This window comes from Nafulsella turpanensis ZLM-10 (genome assembly GCF_000346615.1).
Lineage (GTDB): Bacteria > Bacteroidota > Bacteroidia > Cytophagales > Cyclobacteriaceae > Nafulsella > Nafulsella turpanensis.
In genome coordinates this window covers 23,585-39,025 of the sequence record NZ_ANNU01000012.1, presented here as the reverse complement: position 1 = coordinate 39,025, position 15,441 = coordinate 23,585, and the positions used below count along the sequence as shown (strand labels likewise).

The window sequence follows — 15,441 nt, the reverse complement described above, 5'->3', positions numbered from 1 at the left end:
CGCATCCATAAACAAAAAGTCCCCATCTGCCTGAGTACAAATGGGGACTTTTTGAAACAAGTAAATTTTTATAAAGCTTCTGCTTTTTCCTTTTTTAGTTCTGCTAGTTCAGGAGTTAACTCAGCTGCTTTTTCTTCTACTTTTATCTCCTTTATTTCTGTTTGCTCAGGGATAGGCTGGTGAGGTTCGATGACAGAAATATGAGGGGCAATTACCAGGGCTACAATAGACATTAACTTAATTAGAATGTTCATGGAAGGGCCGGAAGTATCTTTAAAAGGGTCGCCCACCGTATCGCCGGTAACTGAAGCTTTGTGGGGTTCGGAACCTTTGTATTCCATTACGCCATTGATCATTACCCCTTGCTCGAACGATTTTTTTGCGTTATCCCATGCACCGCCTGCATTACTCTGGAAGATTCCCATCAGTACACCACTTACCGTAACACCGGCCAGTAAGCCACCTAAAATTTCTGCTGAGCTTGTTTCAGGGAAAACATCTTTAAATCCGAAGCCAACAATAATAGGAACTAGTAGTGCAATGGCTCCTGGCAAAATCATTTCGCGGATAGAGGCTTTGGTAGAAATTTCCACACACTTCTCATATTCCGGCTTTGCCTTGTACTCCATAATGCCTGGAATTTCGCGGAACTGGCGGCGAACTTCGTTCACCATATCCATGGCGGCACGGCCCACCGCGGCGATACAGAGAGAGGAAAATATAAACGGAATCATTGCACCAACGAAAAGAGCTGCCAGCACAGGGGCTTTGTAGAGGTCGATGGTATTAATACCTGCGATACCTACAAAAGCCGCAAAAAGAGCCAGGGCGGTAAGGGCTGCAGAAGCAATGGCAAAACCTTTACCTGTGGCTGCGGTGGTATTACCAACAGCATCGAGTATATCGGTACGGCCACGGACATCTTCGGGTAAGCCGCTCATCTCTGCGATACCGCCTGCATTATCTGCAATAGGACCGAAGGCATCAATCGCCAGCTGCATGGCTGTAGTCGCCATCATTCCGGCTGCAGCGATAGCAACACCATATAAGCCTGCAAAGAAGTAGGAGAGGATGATACCTGCTGCCAAAACAAGAATAGGAAGCACAGTAGACTCCATGCCCACGGAAAGGCCGCCGATAATGTTGGTGGCATGGCCTGTAGAGGATTGCTGCACAATGGAGTTAACCGGGCGCTTGCCCATTGCCGTATAATATTCAGTAATAATGCTCATGAGCGCCCCAACGACCAAACCAACAATTATGGCCCAGAAGACATCTATGGCATCGAACACAAAGCCACGAATTTCCATGGTATCCGGCATCATCCAGCCTACCAGGAAGTAAGAGGCAATAGCTGTTAAAATGATAGATGACCAGTTGCCAAGATTTAATGCCTGCTGTACATTTCCTTTTTCTGTAGAAATCCGAACAAAGGAAGCTCCGATAATTGAGAATACAAGTCCAAGACCGGCAATAACCATTGGGAGTAAAATGGGCGCAATTCCACCAAACTCATCGATGGAAACTATTTCGCGACCCAGTACCATAGTGGCCAGGATAGTGGCTACATAGGAGCCAAAAAGGTCAGCACCCATACCGGCAACGTCGCCTACGTTATCGCCCACGTTGTCGGCAATAGTTGCAGGGTTACGCACATCATCTTCAGGAATACCTGCTTCCACTTTTCCAACAAGGTCTGCGCCCACATCGGCTGCCTTTGTATAGATACCACCACCTACACGGGCAAAAAGGGCAATACTTTCAGCACCGAGCGAAAAGCCAGCCAATACTTCCAGGGCCCTTTCCATTTCAATGCCATTGACACTGGCACCTGTGCTTACAACATATGTATAATAAAAGACAATGAAGAGAGAGCCAAGACCTAAAACGGCTAAGCCTGCTACACCTAGTCCCATAACAGTGCCGCCTGTAAAAGACACTTTTAGTGCTTTGGAAAGGCTGGTTCGGGCAGCCTGTGTGGTGCGGACATTCGATTTTGTGGCGATATTCATGCCAATGTATCCGGCAAAGGCCGAGAGAAATGCGCCGATAAGAAATGAAACGGCAATCCAGGGGCTGGAGGTTTCGACAAGGGTTCCAGACCATGCCAGCAGTATGGCTGCTATGATGGCGAAATAAGTTAAAATTTTCCACTCCGCCTTTAAAAAGGCCATTGCACCGTCGGCTATATAGCGGGCAAGTTCCTGCATTTTAGCATCCCCGGCATCTTGCTTCGATACCCAGGCCGATTTCACACCCATCACAATGAGCCCAATAATTCCGAGAGCCGGAACTACATAAAGAATACTACTCATAATATCAGCTTAAAAGGTTTTGGTTGAACTGAACAAATTTATAATTCTGCCCTAATATTAAAAATTAAATCCTGTATTCCTTCTGTTCAGGCATAGTTTATTGTAAAGTAGCTTTGGTATATAAACTATTGTGGTGTATTTGACTGTAAGGCCTTGAAAAAATTCGGTGGAAATTACAGGTGTTCAGACTGTGCATATGAGGCTGAAGTGGTTGAGTTTTAAGGAAGAGGAGCGAATGTGAGGCCGAAGAGAAAAAGGCTTATGCTTCTTTTTCTTCCAGCTCTTCATTGTAGAGTGTATGGACTTCCTCGGCCTGGTAGCCCTGCTCCCGCAGCCATTTGCTGAAAACCGCCGTGTAGCCATGGGTTACCAGCACCCTTTCGCAATGGGTGGCTTTTATGGCTTGGTTTAACCCTTCCCAGTCGGCATGGTCGGAGAGGGTAAAACCTCGGTCGACGGCACGGCGGCGGCGGTTGCCACGGATGTTCATCCAGCCCGAAGCCAGGGCAGTGCTCAACGGTCGTAGCTTTCGCATCCAGGGGGTGTTGAGTGCAGAGGGAGGGGCAATTACTAGGCTTCCCGCGAAATCAGTTTTAGGGGTATCGGGGGTGATGCGTTTGCATGGTGGAAGTTGCAAACCATTTTGCTGAACGGCCTGGTTTACATTGTCGACAGCTCCATGAAGCAGGATTTTACCAATCGTTGAGTCTACATTGGCAAGGAGCCTTTGGGCTTTCCCAAGCGCATAGCCACATAAGAGGCTGTTTTTGCCTTCAGAAGCATTTTGCTTCCACCAGCTATTTATTTCCTCAAACACCTCTTCCTGGGGTTGCCAGTTAAAAACAGGTAAGCCAAAGGTAGATTCAGTGATAAAAGTATGACATCGAATTGGTTCAAAAGGAGCACAGGTTGAATCGGCTTCTGTTTTATAGTCGCCTGAGACTACCCAAACTTCTCCTTTAAACTCAAGCCGAATCTGGGCAGATCCTGTTATGTGGCCCGCGGGATGAAAGCTTATCCGTACACCATTGATTTCATGCACCTCTCCGTAGGAGGTGGTTTCAAGGCTAATGTCGGCTCCTAACCGGAGTTTAAGAATACCTTCCGAGGCTTTATGAGCCAGGTAATGTTTATTTCCCCACCGGGCGTGGTCGCTGTGGGCATGGGTAATAAGGGCTTTATTTACCGGCTTCCAGGGATCAATATATACATCTGCCTGCGGACAGTAAATGCCATATTCGTTAATTTCGAGGAGATTCTGACGAGCCATATGCCTCTCTAACCCCTGAAAGGCAAAAAGGTTGAGAAGAGGAGCAGGTCTGGAAAAAAGCAACAAATAAAATGGCAGCTCCTAAAAGGGGCTGCCACTGAAATCGCTTTCAATTGAAAGCAGGAAATTTGCTGCTAAAATTCTTTACTTGTCCAGCTCCAGGTACCTGAAAAATTCCTGGCGGACTGCATCTTCTTTAAATTTTCCGAAAAACTGGGAGGTAACTGTTTTGCTGTTTACATCCTGTATACCACGGGAAGAAACACAAAGGTGGCTCGCATCCATTACCACAGCTACATCTTCGGTTTCTAACAATTCTCTAAGTTCATTGGCTATTTGTACGGTAAGCCTTTCCTGCACCTGAGGGCGCTTGGCATAGTACTGTACAATGCGGTTAATTTTTGAAAGGCCAATTACTTTGCCACTAGAAATATAGGCAACATGAGCCTTGCCGATAATCGGCACAAAATGATGTTCGCAATTGGAGTAAAAGGTAATATTTTTTTCGACCAGCATCTGGTCGTAGTTATAGGTGTTATTAAACAGCTTAACAACAGGCTTATTAGCCGGGTTAAGGCCGCTAAAGATTTCCTTTACATACATTTTAGCCACCCGCTGAGGAGTGCCGGCCAGGCTGTCGTCGTTCAGGTCCAGCCCCATAATGGTCATTATTTCGCGGAAATGCTTTTCAATCAGTTCCACCTTCAGGTCATCGTCCAGCTCAAAAGCATCGGGGCGTAGGGGAGTGTCGTGAGAGGTTCCTATATGCTCATCGCCCACTTCCTCAATGGAAAGGCCGTTAATCTGCGGGGTATTCAACAATGTTTCTTTCTGTTTCATAAAGTGTAATCTTTAGATCGTATTGAGGATCGATTTTTTCCCTTAAAATATTCCAAACAACCACTGCAATGTTTTCTGCGGTGGGGTTGAGGTTTTTAAATTCATGGGTGTCGAGGTTTAAATTCTTATGATCAAATCTATCTAAAATAAACTCTTTTATCAGGTCGCTGAGCTTTTTCATGTCATACACATAGCCAGTTGAAGGATCAACTTCTCCTGTTAACCCCACTTTAAGGTTGTAATTATGGCCATGGAAGTGGGGATTATTGCACTTGCCGAAAACAGCGGAGTTTTTTTCGTCGGACCAATCCGGATTATGCAGGCGATGGGCAGCATTAAAATGTTCCTGTCTGATTACGGCTACTCTCATAGAAAAATGCGGAGTTTGGTTTGCTCTGTTTAAAGTTTAAATTAAGTAATTAAACAAAAATAGCTTCAATATTAATTATTAAGCAACGAAAATCAAAATTTAGTTCAAAGTTTTAAGGCCATAGCTGCATTGTTTTACCGGAAAAAGCGGTTTTATGTAGTGGCAGGGAATAGAGCAGTAAATTATTTTCTCCTTCCCTCATTACAACCGCTCCCTCAACTTTATTACCGTATATCAAAATATCAGGAAATTCTGGCTTTATGGCTGTATCAATTCGCTGTTTTGGGCGTCCTATACTTACAACAGGATATTTACTTTAGCTTCTTAATAGAAGAAGTTTAAAAATGAAAATCCAGGTTGTGCGAGCCCGGACACCAATGTTCGAAAACGGACACTTTTAGAAAAGGTAAAATGGATTTAAATGCACTCAGGGCCTATTTTTATTTTGGCACACAATTAGAACACACTATAATCAAACATCATCATTTAATTACAAAGATTATGAAAACCCTTCGCAACACCCTCGGACTTGGTCTTATTTTTTCAGCCCTCCTTCTTTTTGGAGGTGTGCCTTCCGCCCAGGCTGGCGCTTTAGACCACATTGATGCTGACACCAGCTCTCATAAAGCCAAAGTAACAGAGCCGGTGAACGATGGCGAATTTGATTTTGATTTTTCTTCGCCATTTATGTTTAACGACCGTATTGTCATCAACATCTACAATCATTCAGATGAACTGCTCTTTAGTGGCAGTTATACTAAAGAAGAAATGCAGCAGAGCGAAGAACTTAAGGCCTGGTTAAAGAAAAGCGAATTTTTACTGAGTATCGATAATCAGCATTACTACTATTCAAAAAAATAAAGCCCATAAAGGCTAAAAATCCTCTTTATAAATTACAGATAATTGAAGCTGCCCCGGAGAAATCCTGGGGCAGCCTCTTTTTTTGTAAGGGGTCCTGTATGAGAACCTTAACATCCACTTGGTAGCCTGTTAATGCTTTTCTTGTCTCAGTTGTGAAGCTATTAGAGGAGTTTTTGGCGCCAGAAAAAAGCCACTTAAACTAGCGAACATGATTGGAATGGTACCGTGGAATCCAGTCATGGTGGTGAGCAGAATAATGGTGCTGATGGGGGTTCTGGTAACACAGGCATTTACGGCTGCCATGCAGCTAATCATTATAAGGCCGGCATTTAGTTCAGGGAAAATATTTACCACCAGCTGGCCCAGGGTGGCGCCAATAAAGAAGAGCGGAATAATAAATCCTCCTCGCCATCCTGCTGTGGCCGAAACCGCTGTTACCACAATTTTAAGGAGGAAAATGAGCACCAGCATTCCAATGGTAAATTCGGTATTGATGAGCTCATTTATACTATAATGGCCAAAAAAACGGGTAATAGGTAAAAAAGTAAATACCACTCCCATAATAAGCCCCCCAAGAGTAGTTTTAATATAGATTTTTTTAACCCTTGAAAACTGGCTTTTAGAGAAGCGGAAAAAGATGATAAACAGCCAACCTGCCGCCGCGCCAATCACGCCGGCACCGGCTGCCCAAAGAAAGTCTGAAGGGCCTGTATAAATATATTCCTGGAACAGCCAGGTGGGTTCATAGCCGATTTGCGTTAGTAACACAAATATCAGGTAAGCCGCACAGCTTGAAACAAAGGCCGGAATTAGAGCCTGGTAAAACTCTACCATATGGCGATGATGCAGAATTTCAAGCGCAAAAAAGCCCGAGCCTAGTGGGGCGCCAAACAGAGCGGTAAAGCCGGACGCCATGCCGGCAATGGTGAGGGAGCGTAGGTCTTCTCCTTTTAACCGCAGTTTACGGGCTAGCCAGGTGCCGGTAGAGCCTGTCACCTGTACCAGGGGTGCCTCCGGGCCAATACTACTCCCGGCTGCAATCCCAACAAAGGAAGAGAGCAGCATGGATGGGTTATTCTTTGGATCTAACCGCCCGCCTTTGAACCGGATGTTGTTTACAATCAGGTCCATCTCGCCCGGGTCGCCAATCCAGTGGATAATTAGCCCTACCAGGAGGCCGGCTCCTGTCATCAGGGGGATTAAAACCCAGCCAGACAGAAGCATACTAAAATGCAGAACATATTCAAGAGCTATCCAGTAAACAGCCGCAATTGCACCGCCAATAAGTCCGATGATTACCCAGAACAGAAACTGCCGGCTTAAAACAAACGGATTGAGCTCCAGTTTTTCGTACACCCTGTTTCTAATCTCGAGGTACTGTCTTTTTTGCTTATATTCCTTCATGAAATTTTTTTTCGAAGCCGCAAAGATAAGGGGAATTATAGGAGAGGCAAAGAGAAAGAGGTTTTGATGCCTAAAGGAAGTCACGGATTAATCTTTACAAACAAAAAGGAGAGGCTGCTGCTTTTATAAAATGAAAGAAACAGGGATAAGAAAAATAAAAAATGATTAGCAATCAGGATACTGAACAATTGCACAGGGAGCATTTAGTGGAACTGTTAAGAGGTGGTTTTGCGCCGGTAGTAATTTTACTGAGGGAATTTCATTTCGATAAAACTGGTATTGTGCTCGATGGGCTGCCTTTTTCTGCCTGGAGCCTGCTGGAGCATATGCGCCATCGGCAAAGGGTGCTTCTTCGGTTTATGGAAGATCCGGAAAATGAGCAGGAGGTATGGCCCGGTGCTTACTGGCCCGATAATCCTGTGCCCGAAAGTGAGCAGCAATGGAAAGAGGGCATTGCCCGTTTCGAGAAAGATGTGTCAAGAATGATTGCGATAGTGGAAGATCGGGAAACTGATTTGCACAAAGTGTATGGGAATGGTAAAACCCTCTCATGGGCAGCTATGACGACTTTTCACCATAATGCCTACACCATAGGCCAGGTAAAAGCCATCGGTCGTCAATTGGGAGTGTGGTAAACTTCTACTCCTGGTACAGCAACTGCTGAGATTGGATAATCTCCTGCCTGAGCTTTTCAAAATCCTCCTTTTGCGATGGGTATGAAAAACCCATTGGCTGGTTTCGATCTTCAGGATAATGAAGGTAACGGAGCAGAGGGCCGGCGATAATATTGGCTTTTTCCAGTTGCTCGTCGCTTAATTGTTCCATCCAATAACCTGAGCTGCCCTTTCTAAGGTGTTTCGGGTTCTTTTTCTGGAGGGTTTTAAAGCTTACAGCTTCTTCCAGTTCTTTCTTTTGTGCTTCACTTAATTCTATGCAAAGGTAGTTTAGCAGCCTTTCCAGCTCCTGGGGGAAATCCATTTTAAAGCCTTCGAAAAAGGTAATGTGTATATTGTGCCCCTTTGCCAGGCGAAGATGGTCCCACACGTGCCATACCCATTCCTGCATGAGCTTATCGAAGTTCTTTTCTAAAAAACGCTGTGGCTCAGTTTCTTCCTGCGGAAAGTACTTCAGCATATAAGGAGAGCAGTAGTATTTAGCTGCTGAAAGAGCCCTGTCCCGCGGGTCACGGATTATATAAACCTTCTTATCGAATAAACTAAAAACCTCACCACTCCTTTTGCATACCGGTGAATGTGTCCAAACGTGCCTTGTTTTTGCCACATAGTCTTCAATGCTATCAATAGGCATATTAAAGACGCTGCTGATACGATATCGATCCTGCAAGTCTGTAATTTCAAGGACATCTATCCGTGCCTGTTCAGGAAAATTTAAATCCCACTCTTTTGCTAAAGAAAAGATTGGCTGCTTTTCTATAAAGCTTGGAGCATCGCGACCACTCCTTTTTAAAACCTGCTGAATAATCTGGTAAAGCCAAAAGTTTCCGCACTTAGGAACACCGCCCTGCAGAATTTTCATGTCTATAATTTTATTGGTGAAAAAAGAGGAAATCCTCTTGCGCTACTCTTTAAAGACTAAATAAGCAGGAAAAGTTATGGCAGGAGGGGAATTTGTGAAGAACAGGTTCTGTGTGGCTCCTTTTGACTTTTCTACTCAAAGCTTGATGGCTGCTGCTTTTTTTATCCGCAGGGGGTGCCGGAAATTTGTCTGTGTAACTTGTATTCCCTACGTGAGAGAAAAAAAATGTTAAAAAAATCAGAGGGGAAAATTTTTGGCAGGATGTTCTTTAAGCTTTGAAAAAGACCTGTTTTTAGATGATTTCAGCGCTTTTACAAGTCATTTTTATTCTTTTCGGTAAAGAAAGAAGGAAACATTAGCTTCTGTTATTACATGTCCTGACCGTTGAAAGATTTCTGAAAGGAATTTTATGGAACAGCTTCCTGTTACTGAAGAAACGGGGCAAAAATATTATATGGTTAAACGTTGATTATACGGATTTTAACAATCTATTTAGTAGATTTAAATAAGTGTAAATATGGTATTTAGTCATAAAAACAAAATTAAGTAGTTGAAGTGTAGTTCCTCTTTTCGTGCAGAAATAAAGAATCACCTGACCATAAGGAGGGCTAAATCAAAACAAAAAATAGCTTATGAGCATCCTTGACAAAATTAAAACGAATTACAGTGCTTCCACCAATGAAATGACGGTTTCGGAATACCTGGAGGAATGCAAAAAAAACCAGCAGGCTTATGCCAAACCTGCGGAACGGATACTGCAGGCAATAGGGGAACCGAATTTTATTGACACCAGGGAAGATCCTGTTCTAAGCAGAATCTTTTCCAATAAAAAGATAAAAGTATACCCTGCCTTTAAAGACTTCTATGGCATGGAAAGTACAATTGAGCAGATTGTTTCTTACTTCAGACATTCTGCCCAGGGGCTGGAGGAGAAAAAACAAATCCTTTACCTGATGGGACCTGTAGGTGGAGGCAAAAGCTCCTTAGCTGAAAAAATCAAGCACCTCATTCAGCAAAATCCTATTTATGTGCTTAAAGCAGGAGACCAGATTAGTCCGGTTTATGAAAGCCCGCTGGGCTTATTTGCTGATTATAAAAAGGAGCTGGAGGAAGAGTATAACATCCCTGTTCGCTATATACCTATTTGCATGAGCCCCTGGGCTTCTAAGCGCTTACGAGAGTTCGACGGAGATGTTAACCGATTTAAAGTGGTGAAACTATTCCCTTCCATACAGGACCAGATTGCGGTTGCCAAAACGGAGCCGGGCGATGAGAATAACCAGGATATTTCTACCCTTGTGGGAAAGGTCGATATTCGAAAACTGGCCGAGTTCCAGCAGAGCGACCCCGATGCTTACTCCTATACAGGGGGCTTGTGCCTCGCAAACCAGGGCGTGCTGGAATTTGTAGAGATGTTTAAAGCGCCCATAAAGGTGCTGAACCCGCTGCTCACGGCTACCCAGGAAAAGAACTACAAAGGAACAGAGCCGATTGGTGCGATCCCTTTCGATGGAATAATTCTGGCGCACTCCAATGAGTCGGAATGGGCCAAATTTACAAACGACAAAAAGAATGAAGCTTTCCTTGACCGTATTTATAAAGTACAGGTGCCTTATTGCCTGCGGGTAAGCGAAGAGATTAAAATTTACGAGAAGCTAATTGAAGAAAGCTCCCTGAGCGAAGCCCCCTGCGCTCCTAAAACGCTGGAGCTGCTGGCAGAATTTTCGGTGATGTCACGCCTGAAGGAGCCGGAGAACTCCAGCATCTACTCCAAAATGCGGGTATACAATGGAGAGACCTTGAAAGAAACTGACCCCAATGCCAAGTCTATACAGGAGTACCGCGACGAGGCCGGTATTAATGAAGGGATGCAGGGAATTTCCACCCGCTTTGCATTTAAAATTCTGTCCAAAGTTTTCAACTTCGATAGCGAAGAAATTGCTGCTAACCCGGTGCACCTGCTTTATGTACTGGAACAGGAGGTGATTAAAATGATGCTGCCGCCAGAAACAGAAAATAAATACCTAAACCTGATTAAGTCTTTGCTGGTGAATAAGTATGCAGAGTTTATCTCGGACGAGATACAAAAGGCTTATATCGAATCATACGGCTCCTATGGGCAGAATATCTTTGAAAAATATGTGATTTATGCCGACCACTGGATGCAGAATAATGATTACCGCGACCCGGACTCAGGGGAGGTTTTAGATCGGGCTATCCTGAATGAAGAGCTGGAGAAAATTGAAAAGCCTGCGGGTATTGCCAATCCAAAAGATTTCCGGGCAGAGGTCACCAATTTTACCCTCAGGTATAAAGCCAATAACGGAGGTAAAAATCCGCGTTGGGATTCATATGAGAAGATTAAAAATGTGATCGAAAAGAAAATCTTCACCAATACGGAAGACCTCCTTCCGGTTGTTTCCTTCAATGTCAAATCCAATGAAGAAGACGAGAAAAAGCATCAGGATTTTACCAAACGAATGAAGCAGCGAGGCTATACCGATAAGCAAATCAGGATACTGGTCGACTGGTTTATGCGGGTGCGAAAAACACTGGCGTAAAAAAGAAATGAATGAATGATAGAATGAGTGAATGATGGAATAAGACAGGAACCTGTCCAGATGAATTTCAGATTTCACTATTCTATCATTCACTCAATCAACCATTCAAAATTCTTTGTATGAGCAATATTATAGACAGAAGAAAGAATAGTAAAGGAAAGTCAACCAATAACCGGCAAAAGTTTCTTCGTAGAGTCGAGGACCAGATAAAAAAAGCCATTCCCGATATTATCAGCCAGGAAAGTATTACCGATAGCCAGTCGGGGGGGAAGGTAAAGGTGCCGGTAAAAGGTATCGATGAGCCTAGCTTCCGGCACGACGGACAATCAGGGAAAAAGCAGATTGTGAAGCCCGGGAATGATCGCTTTAATGAAGGAGATAAGATTCCTAAGCCTGAAGGTGGCGGGGGAGGTGGTGGTCGTGGAAAAGGCTCGAACAGCCCCGAAGTTACAGAAGATGAATTTACCGTTGTGCTTTCGCGGGAGGAGTTTCTGAAATATTTCTTCGATGACCTGGCCCTGCCGAATATGGTGAAGAAGTATATGGAAAGTACGGTTACTTACCAGATGAAACGGACCGGCTATACCAAAGACAGTGTTCCATCCCGTCTCAACATTAAAAGCAGTTTCCAGCAATCACTGGGGCGGCAGCTGGCCTTAAAAGGTGCTTTTGAGCAGAAGCTGAAGTTGCTGCAGGCAAAGCTTGTAGCCAGCAAAAATGATGAGGATAAAGTGGCGCTGGAAGCGGAAATTGAGAAGGTGGTGAAACAGTCGAAGACTATTCCTTTCTTCGAGGATGTTGACCTCCGCTACAACAATTTTGAAAGAGTACCTACGCCTGTTACTTCGGCTGTTATGTTTTGCATCATGGACGTATCGGCCTCTATGGGCCAGCACGAAAAAGATATTGCCAAGCGTTTCTTTACCCTACTCTATATTTTCCTCACCAAGCAGTATAAGGAGGTGGAGCTGGTATTTATCAGGCACCACACCCAGGCCAAAGAAGTAAATGAAGAGGAGTTCTTTCACTCCCGCGAAAGTGGGGGTACGGTGGTGGCTCCTTCGCTGGAGCTAATGCAGAAGATTATGCGGGAGCGGTACGATGAGCGCTGGAATATCTACTGCTGTCAGGCTTCAGATGGTGATGTGTGGTCGCGGGAAGATGCATTAAACTGTCGTCGTCTCCTGCAGGGAGAAATTTTGTCGGCAGTACAGTACATGGCCTATATCGAAATTAACAGCGGGGGAGAAGGTGACCTGTGGCAGGCTTATAAAGAGCTGAGAAGTGAGTCGAATTTCTCCATGCGGAATATTCATGAAGTACATCAAATCTGGCCGGTATTCCGGGAATTGTTCAGAAAAAAGAGTGAGATGAGCGAAGTGTAAAGAGGAGAAAACTATGCAGCAAAAAGATAAATATAAGGCCCTGTTTTGCAACCCTAACTGGGATTATCAGACCCTGGAGGCAGCCGATGAAATTACCTCCAGGATTGGTAAGGAATACCTGAAGCTAAAAACCTATCCGAACCAGATAGAAATTGTTACTTCCGAGCAGATGCTGGATGCCTATTCTTTAATAGGCCTTCCGACCTCTTATCCGCACTGGAAATTCGGGAAGGACTTTGTGATGAACCAGCACAATTATACCAAGGGCCGAATGGGACTTTCGTATGAAATGGTCATTAATTCTAATCCCTGCATCAGCTATAACATGGAGAATAACTCCACCTGTATGATGGTGCTTGTAATTGCCCATGCCTGCCAGGGGCATAATGCCTTTTTCGCCAATAATTATATGTTCCTTGACTGGACCTCTGCCGACTCCATTGTAGACTACATGGGTTTTGCCAGGGATTACATCCTTAAATGTGAAGAGGAGTACGGTTGGGAAGAGGTAGAGAGGGTGCTCGATGCAGCGCATGCCCTTATGAATTATGGAGTGGATAAATACAAAAAACCATCGAAACTTTCGCCCCGCGAAGAGAATGAAAGGCTCCGGAAACTAACCAGTATTAAGCGGGAGAATTACAATGAGCTTTTAAGGACTCTTCCTGCTGCAGCTAATGCACAGGATAATGGTGGTAAGCAGCAGCGGGCAAAGAAAATGCTGCAGGAACCCGAAGAAAACATCCTTTATTTTATTGAAAAGAACGCACCGGCTCTGGCTGACTGGAAGCGGGAAATTGTAAGAATTGTCCGGAAGGTAAGTCAGTACTTTTACCCGCAGGGTGCAACCAAGGTTATGAACGAAGGCTTTGCCACCTTTACCCATTACCATATCATCAATAAAATGTACGACGAAGGCTATGTTAATGATGGCTTTATGCTGGAGTTTATCAAGAGTCATAGCGGAGTGCTGTACCAGCCTGAGTACAACAGCAAGTACTTCTCCGGCCTTAACCCTTACACTCTTGGTTTCAACATCTTTATGGATATAAAGCGAATTTGCGAAGAGCCAACCGCTGAAGATAAGGAATGGTTTCCCGCTTTGATTGGGAAAGACTGGCTTGAACAGCTACATTTTGTGATGGAGAACTTCAGGGACGATAGTTTTATCCTACAGTATCTTTCTCCTAAGGTAATGCGCGACATGAAGCTGTTTTCCATTGCTGATGAGGAACGAAAAAAAGAGTATGAAATCAGCGCTATCCATAATGAGCGGGGCTACCGGAGACTGCGGGAGCAGCTCAGCCAGCAGTACGACCGCTCCAACCTTATTCCTAACATTCAGGTAACAGGGGTTGACAGACATGCTACCAATACCCTTTACCTTACCCATTATATCCAGAATGAGCGAAAACTAGAATCTGAAAACACCAAAAAAACGCTGGAGCAAATTCGGTACCTGTGGGGATTTCCGGTAGCACTGCACTCCAAAAATAAATTAGGAGTTAATGAGCAGTCGTTTGAGTGTGCCTGAAGGAATACCCGAAGATAAAGCATAGGATAAGCCAATAGGATCCGTAGATAAAAGGTCTCATTTCTGAGGCCTTTTTTATTGGGGCTGCCTTTTCTTTTCAGGGATATAAATTGTTCTCCTGTAGTTCCAGGCCTATCAAATAGGTACCTGAATCCGCTTACAAATCAGAATAATGATGTAATTTTACTTTCCTAAAAAAGGAATGAACTATCTGTTCCGAACAGTTTTTATAAGAGAATGAAATATCTTCTTCAAATAGCATGGCTTGTGCTTTTAAGTGCCGGCCTTTCTTCCTGTGGGCAGGAGGTGTCGCGCGATGAAATTCATGAGCTCCCGCACCTCAACGCAGGCTTTTACCAGCAGGCATTGGTAGCCCTGGATGAGGAAATTGAAAACTACCCCCGAAATGCAGATGCCTTCTTTAAAAAAGCGGTGGTGCTGGAGCAGCTGGGGCAGCCGGATAATGCTATTCTTCAGTACAAAAACGCCATTAAATTCGATTCATTAAATGCCAGCTACTTTAAAGGGCTGGCGCGTGTGTTTGCCAAACAGGATAAGCTCGGTCGGGCAGAAGAAAATGCCCTGAAGGCAGTGCAGTTAGGAGACCAGACTGCCGAGCTACATCAACTGCTGGCGCTTATTTACAATAAAAAAGGAGAACATACCGTAGCCTTAAGTTATTTGAACAAGGCGCTGGAGAGCTCTCCGAGTAATAGCAATTATGTATTCAGGAAAGGCCGGCTTTATTTGCAGCTGTCCGATACTGCAAGAGCAAGGGAATTTATACTTGCCAACCTGCCTAAAATAGAAGCAGGGCCGGAGGTGTATGAAGCCCTTGCCGATATTTCGGTAGCCGACAAGAAATATGGAGAAGCCGTTGCTTACCTTGACAGCAGCCTGCACCTGTTGAAGAAGCCTGAAGTATCTCTGCTGGCGAAAAAGGCCGATGTGCTCCTGCGGGCAGGAAAGGAAGATCAGGCAAAAAATATGCTGAATAGCTATTTACAGCAAGATTCTGTTAACTTTGCGCTCAACTACAAACTGGCGGAGCTTCATTACAAGAGTTACACCTACGATTCGGCTCTTTATTTTCTGAACAGGGCGCTAAAGATAGAGGCGCAGAGTAAGGAAGCATTTTTGCTGATGGGGCAGGTGTATGATAGAAAAAGGATGTATTATACCGCCCGCGACCAGTTTAAAAATGCCTTACTCATAGATACCAGTTATCAGGAAGCTCAGAAGGCGTTAGGAGAGTTGGAGCAAAAGCTGGCTTATATTTACCGGAAGCAGCAGGAGGCAAAGGAAGAGAGCCTGCCACAGCCGGTAATGATTGAGCCTAAATTAAGAAATCAGAAGTTTTAAATT

12 protein-coding genes are annotated in these 15,441 nt (G+C 44.4%); 6 read left to right on the top strand and 6 right to left on the bottom strand.

What is annotated here, in order from left to right:
- Positions 1–68: 68 nt before the first annotated feature.
- From F752_RS23560 to F752_RS0105930, 4 genes are all read right to left on the bottom strand, one after another.
- A complete protein-coding gene (locus F752_RS23560) occupies positions 69–2,315 on the bottom strand; it encodes a sodium-translocating pyrophosphatase (protein WP_017730818.1) in 2,247 nt (748 codons plus the stop codon).
- 259 nt (positions 2,316–2,574) lie between these two features.
- Positions 2,575–3,585, bottom strand: coding sequence for a ligase-associated DNA damage response exonuclease (locus F752_RS0105940; protein ID WP_040664391.1), 1,011 nt, complete (start codon positions 3,583–3,585; stop codon positions 2,575–2,577).
- Positions 3,586–3,729: 144 nt separating this feature from the next.
- The gene (gene folE, locus F752_RS0105935) at positions 3,730–4,425 is read right to left on the bottom strand and encodes a GTP cyclohydrolase I FolE (protein WP_026135555.1); all 696 of its coding nucleotides are present in this window, start codon (positions 4,423–4,425) and stop codon (positions 3,730–3,732) included.
- On the bottom strand, positions 4,385–4,795 hold the full coding sequence (locus F752_RS0105930; RefSeq protein WP_017730815.1) for a 6-pyruvoyl trahydropterin synthase family protein: 411 nt from the start codon (positions 4,793–4,795) through the stop codon (positions 4,385–4,387). The genes folE and F752_RS0105930 overlap by 41 nt, the downstream gene beginning before the upstream one ends.
- Before the next feature lie 501 nt (positions 4,796–5,296).
- Between F752_RS0105930 and F752_RS0105920 the strand changes: the two genes are divergently transcribed.
- Positions 5,297–5,656 carry a hypothetical protein gene (locus F752_RS0105920; protein WP_152425047.1) on the top strand — a complete coding sequence of 120 codons (360 nt, stop codon included), beginning with the start codon at positions 5,297–5,299 and terminating at the stop codon, positions 5,654–5,656.
- Between the two features lie 129 nt (positions 5,657–5,785).
- Here F752_RS0105920 and F752_RS0105915 read toward each other — a convergent pair whose 3' ends face one another.
- The gene (locus tag F752_RS0105915; protein ID WP_026135554.1) at positions 5,786–7,060 is read right to left on the bottom strand and encodes a chloride channel protein; all 1,275 of its coding nucleotides are present in this window, start codon (positions 7,058–7,060) and stop codon (positions 5,786–5,788) included.
- Between the two features lie 161 nt (positions 7,061–7,221).
- Here F752_RS0105915 and F752_RS0105910 point away from each other — a divergent pair, with 161 nt between their 5' ends.
- Complete coding sequence (locus F752_RS0105910; protein ID WP_017730812.1) at positions 7,222–7,695, top strand: hypothetical protein; 474 nt, start codon at positions 7,222–7,224, stop codon at positions 7,693–7,695.
- A 4-nt stretch (positions 7,696–7,699) separates the two neighbouring features.
- On the opposite strand, the gene F752_RS0105905 is transcribed toward F752_RS0105910, so the two are convergent.
- A complete protein-coding gene (locus F752_RS0105905; protein WP_017730811.1) occupies positions 7,700–8,596 on the bottom strand; it encodes a sulfotransferase domain-containing protein in 897 nt (298 codons plus the stop codon).
- A 632-nt stretch (positions 8,597–9,228) separates the two neighbouring features.
- On the opposite strand from F752_RS0105905, the gene F752_RS0105900 reads away from it, so the two are divergent.
- From F752_RS0105900 to F752_RS0105885, 4 genes are all read left to right on the top strand, one after another.
- A complete protein-coding gene (locus tag F752_RS0105900) occupies positions 9,229–11,157 on the top strand; it encodes a PrkA family serine protein kinase (protein WP_017730810.1) in 1,929 nt (642 codons plus the stop codon).
- A gap of 119 nt (positions 11,158–11,276) precedes the next feature.
- Positions 11,277–12,542: a YeaH/YhbH family protein gene (locus tag F752_RS0105895; protein ID WP_017730809.1), complete on the top strand. Its 1,266-nt coding sequence runs from the start codon at positions 11,277–11,279 to the stop codon at positions 12,540–12,542.
- Between the two features lie 13 nt (positions 12,543–12,555).
- On the top strand, positions 12,556–14,076 hold the full coding sequence (locus tag F752_RS0105890) for a SpoVR family protein (RefSeq protein WP_017730808.1): 1,521 nt from the start codon (positions 12,556–12,558) through the stop codon (positions 14,074–14,076).
- Between the two features lie 237 nt (positions 14,077–14,313).
- Complete coding sequence (locus F752_RS0105885; RefSeq protein WP_017730807.1) at positions 14,314–15,438, top strand: tetratricopeptide repeat protein; 1,125 nt, start codon at positions 14,314–14,316, stop codon at positions 15,436–15,438.
- Positions 15,439–15,441 lie beyond the last annotated feature (3 nt).

What these genes read in the sequence shown, in the direction of transcription:
- F752_RS0105915 (WP_026135554.1), bottom strand. Translation starts at nt 7,060, where the DNA reads ATGAAGGAATATAAGCAAAAAAGACAGTACCTCGAGATTAGAAACAGG.
- F752_RS0105895 (WP_017730809.1), top strand. Translation starts at nt 11,277, where the DNA reads ATGAGCAATATTATAGACAGAAGAAAGAATAGTAAAGGAAAGTCAACC.
- F752_RS0105905 (WP_017730811.1), bottom strand. Translation starts at nt 8,596, where the DNA reads ATGAAAATTCTGCAGGGCGGTGTTCCTAAGTGCGGAAACTTTTGGCTT.
- folE (WP_026135555.1), bottom strand. Translation starts at nt 4,425, where the DNA reads ATGAAACAGAAAGAAACATTGTTGAATACCCCGCAGATTAACGGCCTT.
- F752_RS0105890 (WP_017730808.1), top strand. Translation starts at nt 12,556, where the DNA reads ATGCAGCAAAAAGATAAATATAAGGCCCTGTTTTGCAACCCTAACTGG.
- F752_RS23560 (WP_017730818.1), bottom strand. Translation starts at nt 2,315, where the DNA reads ATGAGTAGTATTCTTTATGTAGTTCCGGCTCTCGGAATTATTGGGCTC.
- F752_RS0105910 (WP_017730812.1), top strand. Translation starts at nt 7,222, where the DNA reads ATGATTAGCAATCAGGATACTGAACAATTGCACAGGGAGCATTTAGTG.
- F752_RS0105885 (WP_017730807.1), top strand. Translation starts at nt 14,314, where the DNA reads ATGAAATATCTTCTTCAAATAGCATGGCTTGTGCTTTTAAGTGCCGGC.
- F752_RS0105920 (WP_152425047.1), top strand. Translation starts at nt 5,297, where the DNA reads ATGAAAACCCTTCGCAACACCCTCGGACTTGGTCTTATTTTTTCAGCC.
- F752_RS0105930 (WP_017730815.1), bottom strand. Translation starts at nt 4,795, where the DNA reads ATGAGAGTAGCCGTAATCAGACAGGAACATTTTAATGCTGCCCATCGC.
- F752_RS0105940 (WP_040664391.1), bottom strand. Translation starts at nt 3,585, where the DNA reads ATGGCTCGTCAGAATCTCCTCGAAATTAACGAATATGGCATTTACTGT.
- F752_RS0105900 (WP_017730810.1), top strand. Translation starts at nt 9,229, where the DNA reads ATGAGCATCCTTGACAAAATTAAAACGAATTACAGTGCTTCCACCAAT.